17 protein-coding genes and 1 tRNA gene are annotated in these 13,189 nt (G+C 70.7%); 10 read left to right on the top strand and 8 right to left on the bottom strand.

All coding sequences use genetic code 11. The features are described from left to right. Nucleotides 1-149: 149 nt before the first annotated feature. Nucleotides 150-521 carry an MmcQ/YjbR family DNA-binding protein gene (locus tag ABZY45_RS25975; protein WP_356743495.1) on the top strand — a complete coding sequence of 124 codons (372 nt, stop codon included), beginning with the start codon at nucleotides 150-152 and terminating at the stop codon, nucleotides 519-521. A 4-nt stretch (nucleotides 522-525) separates the two neighbouring features. On the opposite strand, the gene ABZY45_RS25980 is transcribed toward ABZY45_RS25975, so the two are convergent. Together ABZY45_RS25980 and ABZY45_RS25985 are read right to left on the bottom strand one after the other, a co-directional pair. Beyond that, nucleotides 526-1,422 (bottom strand): transketolase, encoded by an 897-nt coding sequence (locus ABZY45_RS25980; RefSeq protein ID WP_356743496.1) that lies wholly within the window; start codon nucleotides 1,420-1,422, stop codon nucleotides 526-528. 52 nt (nucleotides 1,423-1,474) lie between these two features. After that, the gene (locus tag ABZY45_RS25985) at nucleotides 1,475-2,176 is read right to left on the bottom strand and encodes a transketolase (RefSeq protein ID WP_356743498.1); all 702 of its coding nucleotides are present in this window, start codon (nucleotides 2,174-2,176) and stop codon (nucleotides 1,475-1,477) included. Nucleotides 2,177-2,305: 129 nt separating this feature from the next. On the opposite strand from ABZY45_RS25985, the gene ABZY45_RS25990 reads away from it, so the two are divergent. Beyond that, nucleotides 2,306-2,379: transfer RNA gene (locus tag ABZY45_RS25990), tRNA-Pro, on the top strand. Between the two features lie 72 nt (nucleotides 2,380-2,451). Next, nucleotides 2,452-2,775, top strand: coding sequence for a DUF1877 family protein (locus tag ABZY45_RS25995; protein WP_356743499.1), 324 nt, complete (start codon nucleotides 2,452-2,454; stop codon nucleotides 2,773-2,775). A 93-nt stretch (nucleotides 2,776-2,868) separates the two neighbouring features. Here the strand turns inward: ABZY45_RS25995 and ABZY45_RS26000 are convergent, their stop codons facing one another. The 5 genes from ABZY45_RS26000 to ABZY45_RS26020 all read right to left on the bottom strand — a co-directional run bounded on the left by ABZY45_RS26000 (nucleotide 2,869) and on the right by ABZY45_RS26020 (nucleotide 7,009). Continuing rightward, nucleotides 2,869-3,459 (bottom strand): hypothetical protein, encoded by a 591-nt coding sequence (locus ABZY45_RS26000; RefSeq protein ID WP_356743501.1) that lies wholly within the window; start codon nucleotides 3,457-3,459, stop codon nucleotides 2,869-2,871. Continuing rightward, nucleotides 3,456-3,830 carry a PadR family transcriptional regulator gene (locus ABZY45_RS26005; RefSeq protein ID WP_356743502.1) on the bottom strand — a complete coding sequence of 125 codons (375 nt, stop codon included), beginning with the start codon at nucleotides 3,828-3,830 and terminating at the stop codon, nucleotides 3,456-3,458. Before ABZY45_RS26005 ends, ABZY45_RS26000 begins: the two co-directional genes overlap by 4 nt. Before the next feature lie 456 nt (nucleotides 3,831-4,286). Then, nucleotides 4,287-5,186 (bottom strand): DUF2510 domain-containing protein, encoded by a 900-nt coding sequence (locus ABZY45_RS26010; RefSeq protein ID WP_356743804.1) that lies wholly within the window; start codon nucleotides 5,184-5,186, stop codon nucleotides 4,287-4,289. A gap of 195 nt (nucleotides 5,187-5,381) precedes the next feature. Further along, entirely contained in the window at nucleotides 5,382-6,053 is a 672-nt protein-coding gene (locus ABZY45_RS26015; protein ID WP_356743504.1) for a response regulator transcription factor, read from the bottom strand. A gap of 2 nt (nucleotides 6,054-6,055) precedes the next feature. After that, nucleotides 6,056-7,009 (bottom strand): HAMP domain-containing sensor histidine kinase, encoded by a 954-nt coding sequence (locus ABZY45_RS26020; RefSeq protein WP_356743505.1) that lies wholly within the window; start codon nucleotides 7,007-7,009, stop codon nucleotides 6,056-6,058. Nucleotides 7,010-7,223: 214 nt separating this feature from the next. Between ABZY45_RS26020 and ABZY45_RS26025 the strand changes: the two genes are divergently transcribed. Together ABZY45_RS26025 and ABZY45_RS26030 are read left to right on the top strand one after the other, a co-directional pair. After that, the gene (locus tag ABZY45_RS26025; protein WP_356743506.1) at nucleotides 7,224-7,532 is read left to right on the top strand and encodes a hypothetical protein; all 309 of its coding nucleotides are present in this window, start codon (nucleotides 7,224-7,226) and stop codon (nucleotides 7,530-7,532) included. An 80-nt stretch (nucleotides 7,533-7,612) separates the two neighbouring features. Next, nucleotides 7,613-8,344 carry an FCD domain-containing protein gene (locus ABZY45_RS26030; RefSeq protein WP_356743507.1) on the top strand — a complete coding sequence of 244 codons (732 nt, stop codon included), beginning with the start codon at nucleotides 7,613-7,615 and terminating at the stop codon, nucleotides 8,342-8,344. A gap of 49 nt (nucleotides 8,345-8,393) precedes the next feature. Here ABZY45_RS26030 and ABZY45_RS26035 read toward each other — a convergent pair whose 3' ends face one another. Beyond that, on the bottom strand, nucleotides 8,394-9,356 hold the full coding sequence (locus ABZY45_RS26035) for a DMT family transporter (protein ID WP_356743508.1): 963 nt from the start codon (nucleotides 9,354-9,356) through the stop codon (nucleotides 8,394-8,396). Nucleotides 9,357-9,506: 150 nt separating this feature from the next. On the opposite strand from ABZY45_RS26035, the gene ABZY45_RS26040 reads away from it, so the two are divergent. Genes ABZY45_RS26040 through ABZY45_RS26060 form a run of 5 tightly spaced genes read left to right on the top strand, consistent with a single transcriptional unit; the run spans nucleotide 9,507 to nucleotide 13,174 of the window. After that, nucleotides 9,507-9,959 carry an Lrp/AsnC family transcriptional regulator gene (locus ABZY45_RS26040; RefSeq protein WP_356743510.1) on the top strand — a complete coding sequence of 151 codons (453 nt, stop codon included), beginning with the start codon at nucleotides 9,507-9,509 and terminating at the stop codon, nucleotides 9,957-9,959. Continuing rightward, on the top strand, nucleotides 9,956-10,189 hold the full coding sequence (locus ABZY45_RS26045; RefSeq protein ID WP_356743512.1) for a hypothetical protein: 234 nt from the start codon (nucleotides 9,956-9,958) through the stop codon (nucleotides 10,187-10,189). Before ABZY45_RS26040 ends, ABZY45_RS26045 begins: the two co-directional genes overlap by 4 nt. A 35-nt stretch (nucleotides 10,190-10,224) precedes the next feature. Beyond that, a complete protein-coding gene (locus ABZY45_RS26050) occupies nucleotides 10,225-10,992 on the top strand; it encodes a (Fe-S)-binding protein (RefSeq protein WP_356743514.1) in 768 nt (255 codons plus the stop codon). Next, nucleotides 10,989-12,533 (top strand): lactate utilization protein B, encoded by a 1,545-nt coding sequence (locus ABZY45_RS26055; RefSeq protein ID WP_356743515.1) that lies wholly within the window; start codon nucleotides 10,989-10,991, stop codon nucleotides 12,531-12,533. The genes ABZY45_RS26050 and ABZY45_RS26055 overlap by 4 nt, the downstream gene beginning before the upstream one ends. Then, complete coding sequence (locus ABZY45_RS26060; protein ID WP_356743517.1) at nucleotides 12,530-13,174, top strand: LUD domain-containing protein; 645 nt, start codon at nucleotides 12,530-12,532, stop codon at nucleotides 13,172-13,174. The genes ABZY45_RS26055 and ABZY45_RS26060 overlap by 4 nt, the downstream gene beginning before the upstream one ends. The last annotated feature ends 15 nt before the right edge of the window (nucleotides 13,175-13,189 follow it).

Here is a 13,189-nt window from a genome sequence, read left to right on the forward strand (position 1 = left end):
GTGTGGAAAGCGCTTTCTCCGGTGCGTGGTTCAGAGTAAATTCATGGCATGGTCGGGTCAATGCCCCGATGGGCTCCCGCGTCGGTGCACGAACCTCGTTGCTGCGGACTACCGTCGGAGTGACCGCTGAGTCAGACGGGAGACCGGGCATGCCCACCACCGCCGCCGACGTCCGCTCGATCGCGCTTTCCCTCCCCGAGACCTCGGAGAAGCTCGCATGGGGGCAGCCCACCTTCCGGGTGGCCGGCAAGATCTTCGCCGCGCTCGGTGACGACGACGCGACGATGGGTGTGAAATGCCCCATCGAGGACCGGGCCGAGCTGATCGCCTCGGAACCGCAGAAGTTCTTCGTGCGGCCGGGCCACGACGACGCCTACGCCTGGCTGCGGGTGCGGCTGGCCGCCCTCGACGACACCGCCGAGCTGACGGCGGTGCTCGTCGACTCCTGGCGTCAGGCCGCCCCTCGCCGGCTCCACTCGGCGCACCCGGGGGCGGCGCGGCCGCCTTCCGAGGGCGGCTGAGGAGTCACAGGGTCATGAAGCCCGCGATCCGCTGCCGCAGGGTGCGCGCGTCGAGCCCGTGGGCCGCGAGATGGTCCGCCATCTGCCCGTACCGGCGCAGCTCGGCCCGGCCCACGCCGAGCCCGAGCACACGGTGGGGGATGTCCGCCAGGGCGTCGTTCGCCTCGGCGGTCGACGTACCCGCCAGGTAGGGCTCGACGATCACCACGTCCGCGTTGCCGGACGCACCGGCCGCGCGGCGGAGTCCCGCCGCGTCGAAGGGGCGCACGGTCGCCGCGTACAGCACGGTCACGTCCAGGCCGTCCGTCGCCGTGAGTACGTCGTCGAGCATCGGCCCGACGGCGATCACCACCCCGCCCGCCCCCTGGCGCAGCGTGCTGAGAGCCGGGCCGACCGGGCGGGCCCTACGGTTCGACTGGAGGGAGAGCCGCACGTAGACGCGGTCGTCCCCGGCGGCGGCCTGCCGCAGGAGCGTCTCGGCCTCGTCGGGGTGGCCCGGCACGTGCACCGTCCAGCCGTCGAGCGTGTCGAGGAGCGCGACGTCGCCCGGTGCCATGTGGGTGAAGCCGCCGGCCGGCCAGTCGTACGAGCCGCCGGCGCTGACCAGGACGCCACCCACTCCCTGGTGACCGAGGTCCAGCTTCACCTGCTCGAACGGCCGCTCGACGAGGAAGCTGGCGAACGTGTGCATGAAGGGCCGCATCCCGGTCAGGGCCATTCCGGCCCCCGCGCCGATGAGCAGTTGCTCCCTGATCCCGACGTTGATCACCCGGTCGGGGTGGGCCCTCGCGGCGCCTTCGAATCCGTCCCGGCTGATCTCGGCCAGCAGCAGGGCCAGGCGGGGGTCCTCCTCCAGCAGTCGTGTGGTGGTGGCGATGAAGCGGTCACGCATGGTGTCCATGTTCGGTGTCCTCCGTGGTGTCATGCGACAGGTGCGCTGTGCTCTGCGCTGGTCAGCCCTTGGGCGCCACGCATGCGATCACCGCATGGGGCCGGCCGGGGTGCGGTGCGGTGAAGGCGGTGCAGAGCGCCTCGTGGTCCCGGCCGTCCACGGTGCGGACCGACCAGCCCGCCGCCTCGAACCGGGCCGCGATTCCGCCGCGCCTGCCGTGCGTGGCCGAGGCGTTGTCGATCACCACGGTGTGCAGCTGATCGAGGCCGGCCGGGCCGGCGAAGGCGATCGCCTCGTGGTTGCTGCCCTCGTCCAACTCCGCATCGCCGGTCAGCACCCACACCCGCGGGTCCGTGAGCCCTTGCGCCCGCAGTCCCAGCGCGCTGCCCACGGCGAGGGGGAGCCCGTGCCCGAGCGATCCACTGCCGATCTCCGCTCCCGGCACCAGGAGCCGGTCGGGATGGTGCCCGAGAGGCGAGTCGTACGCCCCGAAGCCCGGGAGCAGCTCCTCGCCGAAGAAGCCACGGGCGGCCAGCACGGCGTAGTACGCCATGGGGCCGTGTCCCTTGGACAGCAGGAACCGGTCACGGCCGGGTGCGTCGACGGTGCCGGGCGAGACCCGGAGCACCCGGTCGTAGAGCACCCAGAGGGCGTCCAGGGTGGAGGTGGCGGCGGGACCGTGCTTCTCGTCGCCCGTCATGAGGCTCATGAGCCGGCCCAGGTCGTCGTATCCGTGGGGCGGCGCGGGAATCGTGGCTGTCATGCGCCCCAGCGTTCAACCTCAATCGAGGTTGAGGTCAAGTCGCCGGAATGGGTTCGTGAGCACCGGTGCAAGTGCGGTATTGTTCTCATGCGCGTTCGGCCAGGGCGAAAGCCCAGGTCAGACGGACAGCGGGACGTGGCGCAGCTTGGTAGCGCACTTGACTGGGGGTCAAGGGGTCGCAGGTTCAAATCCTGTCGTCCCGACTCGTGAGAGTCGTAGGTCAGGGCCGGTCTCGGAGAAATCCGAGACCGGCCCTTGATCGTTTCTGGGGACCAGTGGGGATCCGGCGACCTCGACCGGGTCAGCGGGTCATCTTCGGCGAGGAACTCATCCCCGAGGCCGACGACTGGGGTTACGAGCCGCCGCGATATCTGACCGTCGACCGGGTACGGCTCGCCGCCGGCAGATTGCGCGGGATGACCTACGACGAGCTGATCCAGGGCGTCGGCCACGCCGAGCTCGCCGCAGCCGAGGTCTATCCCCAGATCTGGGACTCACCGACCTCGCTGGAATGGGCCCGCGACCTCTTCACCCCTCTGACGGAGTTTTTCGAGGCCGCAGCCTCCGCCGATCACGCGATGGTGATCTGGCTCGACTGACCTCCTGGCAGCGCAGACGTCGAACGGCAGCCAGCCGACGAACGGCAAGACGAGGGCCCGTTTCCGGGGGGCCAGCACACCAGGCACGGCGCCTCAGGCGCGGCGGGTGCGCCAGAGCCATGCCGCCGTGCCGACGAGCAGGGCGAGCATTGCCACGTTGGCCAGGAGGGCCGGGGTGTCGCCCTCCGGGCCGCCGCCGGACAGGTTCCAGGCGGCGATGACGGCAGTCGGCAGGACGGCGGTGATCAGTACGCCGGTGGTCTTCTGGACAGTGGTCCAGTGCACGGAGGTGCAGAGGAGTACCGCGCCACTGATGCGGAACACGAAGGCGAACACCGGCCCGGGGAGGTCGGGGAAGACCATGGCGAACGGCAGCGCGAGAGTGAGCATCAGCAGCGGGACCAAGGGGTGCACCTTGGCGCGACGGATCGGTGCGCCGGCGCCGGTCCCTACCCCGGCGGTCCCGTTCCCCGACTCGGACAGCGCCGTCGCCGCGATCGTGCGGGGATCGCCCAACTCCGAGAGGATGTCACCGATCGCGGTGCTGGGGCGTTCGGCCCGGGTCACCTCTATGTGTTCGGTGAGGTCGGCGAGGAGTTCCTGCCGGCGGTCGGCGGGGAGTGCGGAGGCCTCGCGCTCGACGGTGGAGAGGTAGTCGCGTACGAGATCGGAAGAGGTCTTCATGCGAGGTCTCCGTCGGAGGGGGGCTGGGTGTTCAGGAAAGTGTCGACCGCGTCGCGAAAGCCGGGCCAGACGCGGGTGAACTCGTCGAGTGCGGCCCGGCCGCTGTCGGTGAGTGCGTAGTAACGGCGGGGAGGGCCCGATGCGGACTCCTGCCAGGTGGTGGTGACCAGATCGTCGCGGCGCAGCCGGGAGAGCAGCGGATAGACCGTGCCCTGGCTGGTGGCCAGAGCGCCGGACTCCTCCAAGGAGTGCAGGAGTTCCACGCCGTAGCGGGGGCGGTCCCGCATCAGGGCGAGCACGCAGTACTCCAGGACGCCCTTACGCAGCTGGGCGGCTGCCCTGGCCTGCTTGGTCGAATCACCTGGTTCCATGCGATGCAAGATACCTGGTTCCGCAAGTTCGCGGGAAATAAAAAATACGCGGGGAAGTAAGGCAGGGTGCGGATTTCCTCTGGAGGCCTGGGCCGTCCGGCGTCCGGAGCACCCCACGAGGCGGCTTCGCACGGGCCGGCGCCCGCTTTGCAGCGGCCTGACGCACGCGAGAGCCCCGGATCAAGTGAAGGGATCCGGGGCCGGTCGTGGCCGTCCAAAAAGGCTGTTCACGCCGGTGAGGACGGCGAGAGCGGCGTAGCCGGTGGGGTCGGGTCTGCCCCAGGACCCCCCAGCGCAGCGCGTGCGCTGGGCGTCGATACCGCAGAGGACTGAGGATTCGGCGAGCGCGTGAGGGTCTGTGCGAGCCGGTGCGCGCCCGTGACCCGGGCGCGGGCCAGGGCCGGGGTGGAACAGGTTCCACGCCCCGGCCCTGGACAGCGGCCGTGTGGGGCCGGCTCAGGTGGTCCGGCCCGAGCCGGTCGACGCGGCCTTCTTGATGCCCTCGGTGATGTCGTCCAGCACCGACAGCTTCGGCGCCTTGTCGTGGACGTCGAAACCGGAGCGGACGACGACCAGCATGTCCGCGGAGCGGGGGGAGGGGAAGGCGAGCGACTCGACGTAGCCGTCGTCGCCGTTCTTCGTCACCACCTTCCAGCGCACCCGGTAGCCCTTCTGGCCCGCCACGGTGACCGCCTCGGACTTGAGCTCCTTGTGCGAGGTGATCCCGCCGTAGACCTTCTCCCCGTACGACTCCTCGGCGTTGGCCTCGATGTCGGCCTCGGCCGCGGCCTTCGCCGTGGTCGCCTCGACCTTCAGGGCCTGCGCCGGGGCGGAGAACACCCCGCCGCGCACACAGGTCTGGCTCTCGTCGCCCGGGCAGGCGTACTCACCGGTCGTCAGGCCGGCGCCGATGGGGCCGGACTGGCCGGTCCACCCGTCGGGGACGGGGATGCTGATCCCGCTGGCCGCGTCGGTGGCGAAGCCGTCCTCGGACGGTATCTCCTGGCCGGGGCCCTGCCCCTGGCCGTCCTCCCCACCCTGGCCGCCGTCCTCCCCGCCGCCCGGTGCGCCCGGAACGCGAGGGCTCGCGGAGGGCCCGGAAGGGCCTGCGGGGGCGTCCGCCGAGCTGCCGCCCCGGTCGTCGGAGCTGTCGCCCAGCACGTACGCGCCGCCACCGACGGCGGCGAGCAGGACGACACCGGCGGCTATGCCCGCCCCGATGCGTATGCGGCGGCGTCTGACCGTCGCGGGCGACGGCCGCAGCTGGTCGGTCCAGCGGCTCCCGTCCCACCAGCGTTCCTGGACGGGGCCGATTCCTGAGTGCCCGGGGTCTGGATGCCAGCCGGGCGGGGTCATCTGGGTCACGAGAGCACCGTAGGCGCACTGGGTGAGAAACGTATGAAACGCACAGCGTGGTCGTAGTCACGTCCCAGGTGTACGTGCGCACCTCACCGGCCGGTGGACAAGTCCGGGCGGAGCCGGACCAGTTCGTCGCTCACCGGGGACACCTCGTCGGGCAGGACGACGGGGCCGTGCGGCGGCCGAGCGGCCCTACGGTTCGATCAGCCCGGCCCTGATCGCGTACCGGGTGAGCTCCAGACGGTCGCGGAGCCCCAGCTTCTGCAGCAGATTCGCCCGGTGCCGCTCCACCGTCTTGACGCTGATCACGAGCAGGCCGGCGATCTCCTTCGACGAATGGCCCTCGGCGACCAGCTTGAGAATCTCCTCCTCGCGCTCGGTGATCGCCCGGTCCGGTACGTCGCCGCCCTCCCTGACCCGGTCCAGGTAGTTCCGGATGAGGGCGGTGACCGCGCCCGGGTACAGGAACGGCTCGTCACGCATGGCCGCCCGGCACGCCTCGACGAGATCCCGGTCGGCGACCGACTTCAGCACGAAGCCCGAGGCGCCGGCTTTCAACGCCTCGAAGAAGTATTGCTCGTTGTCGTACATGGTGAGCATCAGGATGCGCAGTTCCGGCATGACCCGGGACAGTTCCCGGGCCGCCTGTAGCCCCGTCAGGCGTGGCATGGCGATGTCGAGGACGGCGAGGTCCGGGCGCTCCGCGCGGGCCAGCTCGATCGCCTCGGCGCCGTCGCCCGCCTCGGCGACGACCTGGAGATCGGGTTCGCCGTCCAGGATCAGCCGCACGCCCCTGCGGACCAGTGCGTGATCGTCGGCCAGCAGGATGCGGGTCCTCGCGGAGCCGGCGGGGGAGTGGGGCATGGTCAGGACCTTCCGTTCCGTACGGGTACATCGAGGCGAACGTCCGTTCCGCCCGTCGCGCCGGTGCCGACGGTGAGCGTGGCGCCGATGAGCAGGGCGCGCTCGCGCATGCCGCGCAGGCCGGCGCCCTCTTGGGCGTCCCCGATGCCTCGGCCGTCGTCATGGACACGCAGCTGCACTCCGTCACGGCTGCGGCGCAGGGAGAGTTCGAGCAGACTCGCCCCGGCGTGCCGGACGGTGTTCGTGAACGCCTCCTGGGCGATGCGGTAGACGACGAGCTCCGCCTCCTCGCCGAGGGGCGGCAGATCCTTCTCCATCCGCCTCCTGACCGTCAGCCCTCTCGGTGTCGGCGTCTCGGTCGTCAGGGCGGTCAGGGCGCTGACGAGCCCCAGCTCCTCCAGCACGCCCGGGCGCAGCCGCCTCGCGATGCGGCGGATCTCGTCGAGGCTGCCCCGGGTGATCTCCTGGACCTGGGCGAGCTCCTGGCGCAGCGGGTCCGGGGCGTGGTTGGTGACCCGCTTCAGTTCGAGCAGGACCGCGGTCAGGGTCTGGCCCACCTCGTCGTGCAGTTCCTGCGCGACCCGCCGGCGCTCGGCCTCCTGGGCCCACAGGGCCCGCGCGCTGCTGGTGGCACGTTCCGCCTCCAGACGGTCCAGCATGCTGTTGAACGTCTCGATCAGGGCCGCCACCTCCCCCTGCCCCGCAACTTCGGGCCGCGGCCGGGGACTCAGCAGATCGATGGTCTTCATCGCCCGGCTGACCCGCTGCAGAGGGGCGAGGCCCAGCCGCAGGAGCAGCGCGTTCGCGCCCAGCATCAGCGTCATCCCGCCGGCCAGGATCAGGGCCTCGGTCAGCACGACCGGCGCGGACACGGTGATGGGGCCGAGCAGCAGCAGGGCGCCGGCCGCCACCAGGACCGCGGCGTTGAGCAGGAAGATACGCCAGAACAGGGACAAGACCGCACGGCCTCCTTCGGACGGGGACGAGGTCGGGACGATTGCCTCCACTATCGCCGGTCCGGCACGCCGCGAGGCCTCGCCCTGCCCGCACGGCCGCGTCTGCATGGCCGGCCCCCGCGAAGATGGGTGTCATCCCCGATGGCCACCCGCCCCCCTCGGCGCCGACGATGGAATCCGGCCCAACGGGTTCCGATCCGGGAGGGAAGTCACCATGGCCCACCACGACCAGCGGCTGAGCGGCATCGAGTACCGGCCCCCGCACGAGGGCGGCGCACAAGAGGGCAGCGATCACGACGGCGGCGTGTCCGGCGGCGCTCCGCGCGGGGACGCTCCGCGCGAGTCGCGTCCCCGCCAGGTCTGGCTGTGGCTGGTGGTCGGCATCGTGGGCCTGGTGGCCGGCATCGTGATCGGGCACGGGCTGCTCATCGCGGCCGGTCTGGTGGTGGCGGGGATGGCAGGGCAGCTCCTCGAACCGCGCCGGCGGTCAGGCCGCCGGGCCGGGGTGCCGCGCCCCCGCTGAGTCACCCCGGATTTGGTCCGACCACAGCCCCTGTGTGACATAGTCGGTCCATGCGTATCGCCCGGACCAGGGAGTAGCGGATGCCCGTCGAGTGGCAGCCCGTACGGCAGTCCCGCACCCATGAGCTGGTGCTCCAGAGCATCGAGGAGCAGGTCTTCGCCGGGGAGCTCAGAGCGGGCGACCGTCTCCCGCCGGAGCGGGAGCTCGCGCCGGTGCTCGGCGTCAGCCGGTCCGCGCTGCGCGAGGCGCTCCGGGTGCTGGAGACCATCGGTGTCCTCGTCGCGCAGCCCGGCCGTGGCCCGGACTCCGGCGCGCGGATCGTGCGCAACCCGGACGACGCGCTCGGCCGACTGCTGCGCCTGCACTTCGCGCTCGGCAGCTACAGCCTCCACGACGTACTGGAGGCGCGTGTCGTCCTGGAGCGGTCGAGCTGGGAGGCCGCCGCCCGGCACGCCTCACCGGAGGACCTCGACGCGGCGGGGCAGCTCGTCCGGCGGATGGGGGAGCCGGACGTGGGCGTGGCGGAGTTCAACGACCTGGACACCCGCTTCCACGTACTGATCGCCGGCAGCTCGGGCAACGCGCTGACCTCCACGCTCACTTCCGCGGTACGTGAGTCCGTCCGCCCCTTGATCCTGCGGGCGCTGGAGGAGGCCGGAGACTGGCCCGCGACGGCGACTGCGCTCAACGCCCAGCACGAGCGACTGCTGCTGCTGGTGCGCGACGGACGGGGCGGCGAGGCCGCCGACCTGGTCGAGGAGCACATCCGGGGCCTCCACGGCACGCTGGTCGACGACAACGACGCCTCGTGAGGGGCACGTACCTGCCGTGGCACGCACGTTCCGTGGCGCGTACCTCCCGTCACGGTGTGCCGACCGCGCCCGGGCTGTCGGCCTCCACCGCGTTCCGCGGCGGCAATCCCCGTGGCGCCGCGGCCTCGCGTCCCCGCTCGATCATTCCCAGCGCCACACCGGCGATGATGATGACTCCGCCCGCGGCCTGGGCCACCCGGACCGACTCCCCGTTGATCACGACGGCGCCTATGACGCCGAAGACCGGGACGAGGTTGAGGATGTTCACGGCGACGCTCGACTCCATCCTGCGCAGGCCGTAGTTGTAGAGCAGGAAGCCGCCGACCGAGCACGCGACGGCCAGATGGACGAGCAGCGCCGACGCCGTCGCGTCCGGCAATCGCAGGTCGCCGGCCTCCAGCAACGACGCCAGCAGGAAACCGGCCGCGCCCGCCAGGGTCTGGTAGTAAGTGACGCCCATTGCGTCCTGTCCCGCGCTCGCGCGCTTGCCGAGTACGTTGTAGCCGGCCCACGCCACCCCGCCGAGCAGCAGCAGGATGTCACCCAGCCAGCGTGAACTCCCGCCCACCTGCGCTCCGTTGCGTACGACGAGGAAGGCGCCGAGGGTGGCCAGCAGTACCCCCGCCACTCGCGTCGTCGGCAGCCGCGTGCGGAAGACAGCCAGTTCCAGCAGCATCGTCATCAGCGGGTAGGTGGCCACGATCAGCGAGGCGTCGGACGCGGTGGACAGATCGACGCCGACGTTCTCCAGGATGAAGTAGACGGTGATGCCGAGAAATCCGCTCAGACAGAGCTGCCGTCGCTGCCGTGTGTCCGGCCGGGCCGGCCGGTGCCGCCGAATCCGCACCATCACGCCCAGGCTCAGCGCCGCGAGGGTGAACCTGATGGCGCCGATGCTGAGCGGGCCGACGTCCTCAAGCACCCGCTTGGTCACCGCGTACGAACTGCTCCAGAACAGCGCCGCGGCCACGACAGCGCACACCGCCCACGCGCCGGGTCCTCGTTCTCTCATCCGAAGTCGCCCTCTCCATGCCGTGTCGGGCACGCCGTCGTCGTCTCATGGCCGAACAAAGATCAGCTAAATCGCGAGGAGGCTAACAACTTGTCGAGCTCCTCGCTTAGAATCCGAATTACCTTCGGATTCGAGCAGAGCGGGACGAGCGTGGACGAACTAGATTCGGCATTGGTGCGGATGCTCCAGGAAGACGGTCGGCGAACGAACCGGGACATGGCCCAGGTGCTCGGCATCGCCCCCTCCACGTGCCTGGAGCGGATCAGGTCGCTGCGGCAGCGGGGCATCCTGACGGGTTTCCACGCGGAGGCCGACCTCACGGCCATCGGCCGCGGACTCCAGGCCATGATCGCCGTGCGGGTCCGCCCGCCCACCCGTGCGGTGATCGAGGCGTTCCAGGCGTTCCTTGGGCGGATGCCCGAGGTGATCTCGGTCTTCGTCCTCACGGGGACGGACGACTTCCTGGTGCACGTCGCCGTCCGGGACACCGACCACCTGCACGCGGTGGTCCTGGACAAACTGACGAAGCGCCCGGAACTCGCCGACGTACGGACGTCGGTGATCTACAGTCACACGCACAAGAAGGTCGTCGGGCCTCTGTGACTCGGGTTGCCAAGTCCGTGGCGGGCGGGGGGGCACCCCACTCCTGGTCCGACGCGGCAGTCGGCGTCCACATGGCGCTGGTGCCGATGTTCGTCGGATGCGTCCTGATCGTCGGCTGCCTCGCCGTACTGACCGCTCCGTCCCGCAGGACGCCGAAGGTCCGGGAGGCCGTGGGCCCCATGCCGGAAACCGGGAGCGGCGGCATGCTTCCCTATGCGGACCGAGGCTAGTATGGTCGGACCATAAATCGAGCCGGGGAGGCCCCATGCGCATCGGACTCTTCGCCACCTGTCTGGGAGACACGCTCTTCCCGGAGGCGGTGAGATCCACAGCGGTGCTGCTCGCCCGCCTGGGCCACGACGTGGTGTTCCCGCCCGGACAGACCTGCTGCGGACAGATGCACGTCAACACCGGCTACCAGCGCGAACCCGTCCCGCTCGTGCGTAACTTCGCCGAGCAGTTCGGGGACTCCTCGATCGAGGCGGTCGTCATGCCGTCCGGCTCGTGCGCCGGCTCCGTACGGCATCAGCACGAGATCGTCGCCGAGCGGTACGGGGACGCGGCGCTGCGCGCGGGTGTCGCCACCGTCAAGTCCAAGACGTACGAGCTCTCCGAGCTACTCGTCGACGTCCTCGGTGTCACCCAGGTCGGGGCCTGGTTCCCGCATCGCGTCACCTATCACCCCACCTGCCACTCCCTGCGCATGCTCCGGGTCGGCGACAAGCCGCTCAAGCTTCTGAGGGCCGTCGAGGGCATCGACCTGGTCGAGCTTCCCGAGGCGGACTCCTGTTGCGGCTTCGGCGGTACCTTCGCGGTCAAGAACGCCGAGACCTCCACCGCCATGCTCCAGGACAAGATGCGCCACATCGCCGGCACCGAGGCCGATGTGTGCACCGCGGGGGACTCCTCCTGCCTGATGCACATCGGCGGCGGGCTCTCCCGCATCAGGTCCGGTACACGCACCCTGCACCTCGCCCAGATCCTGGGCTCCACCCGTACCGCGCCGTACGCCCTGACGGAGGCCGCCCGATGAGCACGTTCCTCGGCATGCCGGCGGCGCCGCCCCGCTCCCCGTACGGGACGGGAAACCTGCGGGGGGACCGGAAGTTCCCCGAAGCCGCGCACGACGAACTGCGCAACGACCAGCTCCGCCGCAACCTCGGCAGAGCCACCCGCACCATCCGCACCAAGCGCCTCGACGTCACCGGCGAACTCCCCGACTGGGAGCAGCTGCGTGACGCCGGATCGGCGATCAAGACCGACACCATGAACCGGCTTCCCGAACTCCTGGAACAGCTGGAGCGGAAGGTCACCGAGCACGGCGGCACCGTCCACTGGGCGCGGGACGGGGTGGAGGCCAACGAGATCGTCACGCGGCTGATCAGAGAGACCGGCAGCCGTGACGTCATCAAGGTCAAGTCGATGGCCACCCAGGAGATCGGCCTCAACGAGCACCTCGAAGCGGCCGGCATCACCCCGTACGAGACGGACCTCGCCGAGCTCATCGTGCAGCTCGCCGACGACAAGCCCTCGCACATCCTGGTGCCCGCCATCCACCGCAACCGTGACGAGATCCGGCAGATCTTCCTCGACGAGATCCCCGGCGTCGACCCGGACCTCGACAACGTGCCCGCCCACCTCGCCGCCGCCGCCCGCGCCTATCTGCGCGAGAAGTTCATGACGACGAAGGTGGCCGTGTCGGGCGCCAACTTCGGCATCGCGGAGACCGGCACCCTCGCCGTGGTCGAGTCGGAGGGCAACGGGCGGATGTGCCTCACCCTGCCCGACACGCTCATCACCGTCATGGGTATCGAGAAGGTGCTGCCCCGCCATCAGGATCTGGAGGTCTTCCTCCAGCTGCTGCCGCGCTCATCGACCGGCGAGCGGATGAACCCGTACACCTCGATGTGGACCGGCGTGACCCCGGGCGACGGTCCGCAGGACTTCCACCTCGTCCTGCTCGACAACGGGCGCACCGCCGCCCTCGCCGACGCGATCGGCCGCGAAGCTCTCAACTGCATCCGCTGTTCGGCCTGTCTCAACGTCTGCCCGGTGTACGAACGCGCCGGGGGCCACGCCTACGGATCGACGTACCCCGGTCCGATCGGCGCGGTGCTCACTCCCCAGCTCGCCGGGATGCACGCCGCGAAGGACGATCCCAACAGCTCCCTGCCCTACGCCTCCAGTCTCTGCGGGGCGTGCTTCGACGCCTGCCCGGTCAAGATCGACATTCCCTCGATGCTGGTGGAACTGCGCCATCAGCACACCGAACAGTCCGGCACCACGGCCGAGAAGCTGGCCATGAAGGCGGCGGCCGGGCTGATGAAGCAGCCGAAACTCTTCACCGCCGTCCAGAAGGCCGCCTCCCTCGGCAGGGTCGCCGGGGGACGCGACGGTACGATCTCGCGTCTCCCCGCCCCGCTCAGCGGCTGGAGCGACAGCCGTGACACCGCCGCTCCGCCCAAACAGTCCTTCCGCTCCTGGCTGGCATCGGCCGAGGGCGCCGAGACGATGCGCGCAGCGGCCGAAGAGGGCGCCCGCCGGGCGGCCGAAGCTCCCGAGGAGGACCAGTGACAGCGCCCGGCGCCACCGCACGCGACACTGTGCTCGGCCGGATCAGGGACGCGCTGGCCCTCGCGCCTGCCCTCGGCGCCGAGATCCCCCGGGCCTACCGTGTCGGCCGCACCCTCCCGGACGGCGAACGCCTGGCGCTCCTCACCCACCGGCTCGTCGACTACAAGGCCCGCGTCCACCCCTGTACGGCCGACCGGACCGCCGAAGTGATCGCCGGGGTACTCCGCGAGAACGGCGCCCGGCGCATCGGCGTACCGTCAGGGCTGGAGGAGCAGTGGCTCACCGCCTACGACGGCGAGGTACTGCGGGACTCGGCGGACATTCCGGCCCCGAGCCTCGACGCCCTGGACGGTGTGGTGACCGCCTCGACAGTCACCTGCGCCGAGACCGGCACGATCTTCCTCGACGGATCGCCGGACCAGGGCCGGCGCGCCCTGTCCCTCGTGCCCGACCTGCACGTCTGTGTCGTCGACCTGTCCTCGGTCGTGGCCGGGGTCCCGGAGGCGGTCGCCCGGCTGGTTCCGGAGAGGCCCACGACGCTGATCAGCGGGCCGTCGGCCACCTCCGACATCGAACTGGAGCGGGTCGAGGGCGTCCACGGCCCCCGCACCCTCGCCGTGGTGATCCGCACGGATGTGTGAGGGGCGGAGGGCCGG

The organism is Streptomyces sp. NPDC006516, assembly GCF_040611875.1.
Classification (GTDB): Bacteria; Actinomycetota; Actinomycetes; order Streptomycetales; family Streptomycetaceae; genus Streptomyces.

Excerpts from the sequence above, each read along its gene's own strand:
- ABZY45_RS26005 (WP_356743502.1), bottom strand. The coding sequence starts at position 3,830 with ATGGAACCAGGTGATTCGACCAAGCAGGCCAGGGCAGCCGCCCAGCTG.
- ABZY45_RS26010 (WP_356743804.1), bottom strand. The coding sequence starts at position 5,186 with ATGACCCCGCCCGGCTGGCATCCAGACCCCGGGCACTCAGGAATCGGC.
- ABZY45_RS25985 (WP_356743498.1), bottom strand. The coding sequence starts at position 2,176 with ATGACAGCCACGATTCCCGCGCCGCCCCACGGATACGACGACCTGGGC.
- ABZY45_RS26050 (WP_356743514.1), top strand. The coding sequence starts at position 10,225 with ATGCGCATCGGACTCTTCGCCACCTGTCTGGGAGACACGCTCTTCCCG.
- ABZY45_RS26035 (WP_356743508.1), bottom strand. The coding sequence starts at position 9,356 with ATGAGAGAACGAGGACCCGGCGCGTGGGCGGTGTGCGCTGTCGTGGCC.
- ABZY45_RS26030 (WP_356743507.1), top strand. The coding sequence starts at position 7,613 with ATGCCCGTCGAGTGGCAGCCCGTACGGCAGTCCCGCACCCATGAGCTG.
- ABZY45_RS26055 (WP_356743515.1), top strand. The coding sequence starts at position 10,989 with ATGAGCACGTTCCTCGGCATGCCGGCGGCGCCGCCCCGCTCCCCGTAC.
- ABZY45_RS26025 (WP_356743506.1), top strand. The coding sequence starts at position 7,224 with ATGGCCCACCACGACCAGCGGCTGAGCGGCATCGAGTACCGGCCCCCG.
- ABZY45_RS25975 (WP_356743495.1), top strand. The coding sequence starts at position 150 with ATGCCCACCACCGCCGCCGACGTCCGCTCGATCGCGCTTTCCCTCCCC.
- ABZY45_RS26000 (WP_356743501.1), bottom strand. The coding sequence starts at position 3,459 with ATGAAGACCTCTTCCGATCTCGTACGCGACTACCTCTCCACCGTCGAG.
- ABZY45_RS25980 (WP_356743496.1), bottom strand. The coding sequence starts at position 1,422 with ATGGACACCATGCGTGACCGCTTCATCGCCACCACCACACGACTGCTG.
- ABZY45_RS26015 (WP_356743504.1), bottom strand. The coding sequence starts at position 6,053 with ATGCCCCACTCCCCCGCCGGCTCCGCGAGGACCCGCATCCTGCTGGCC.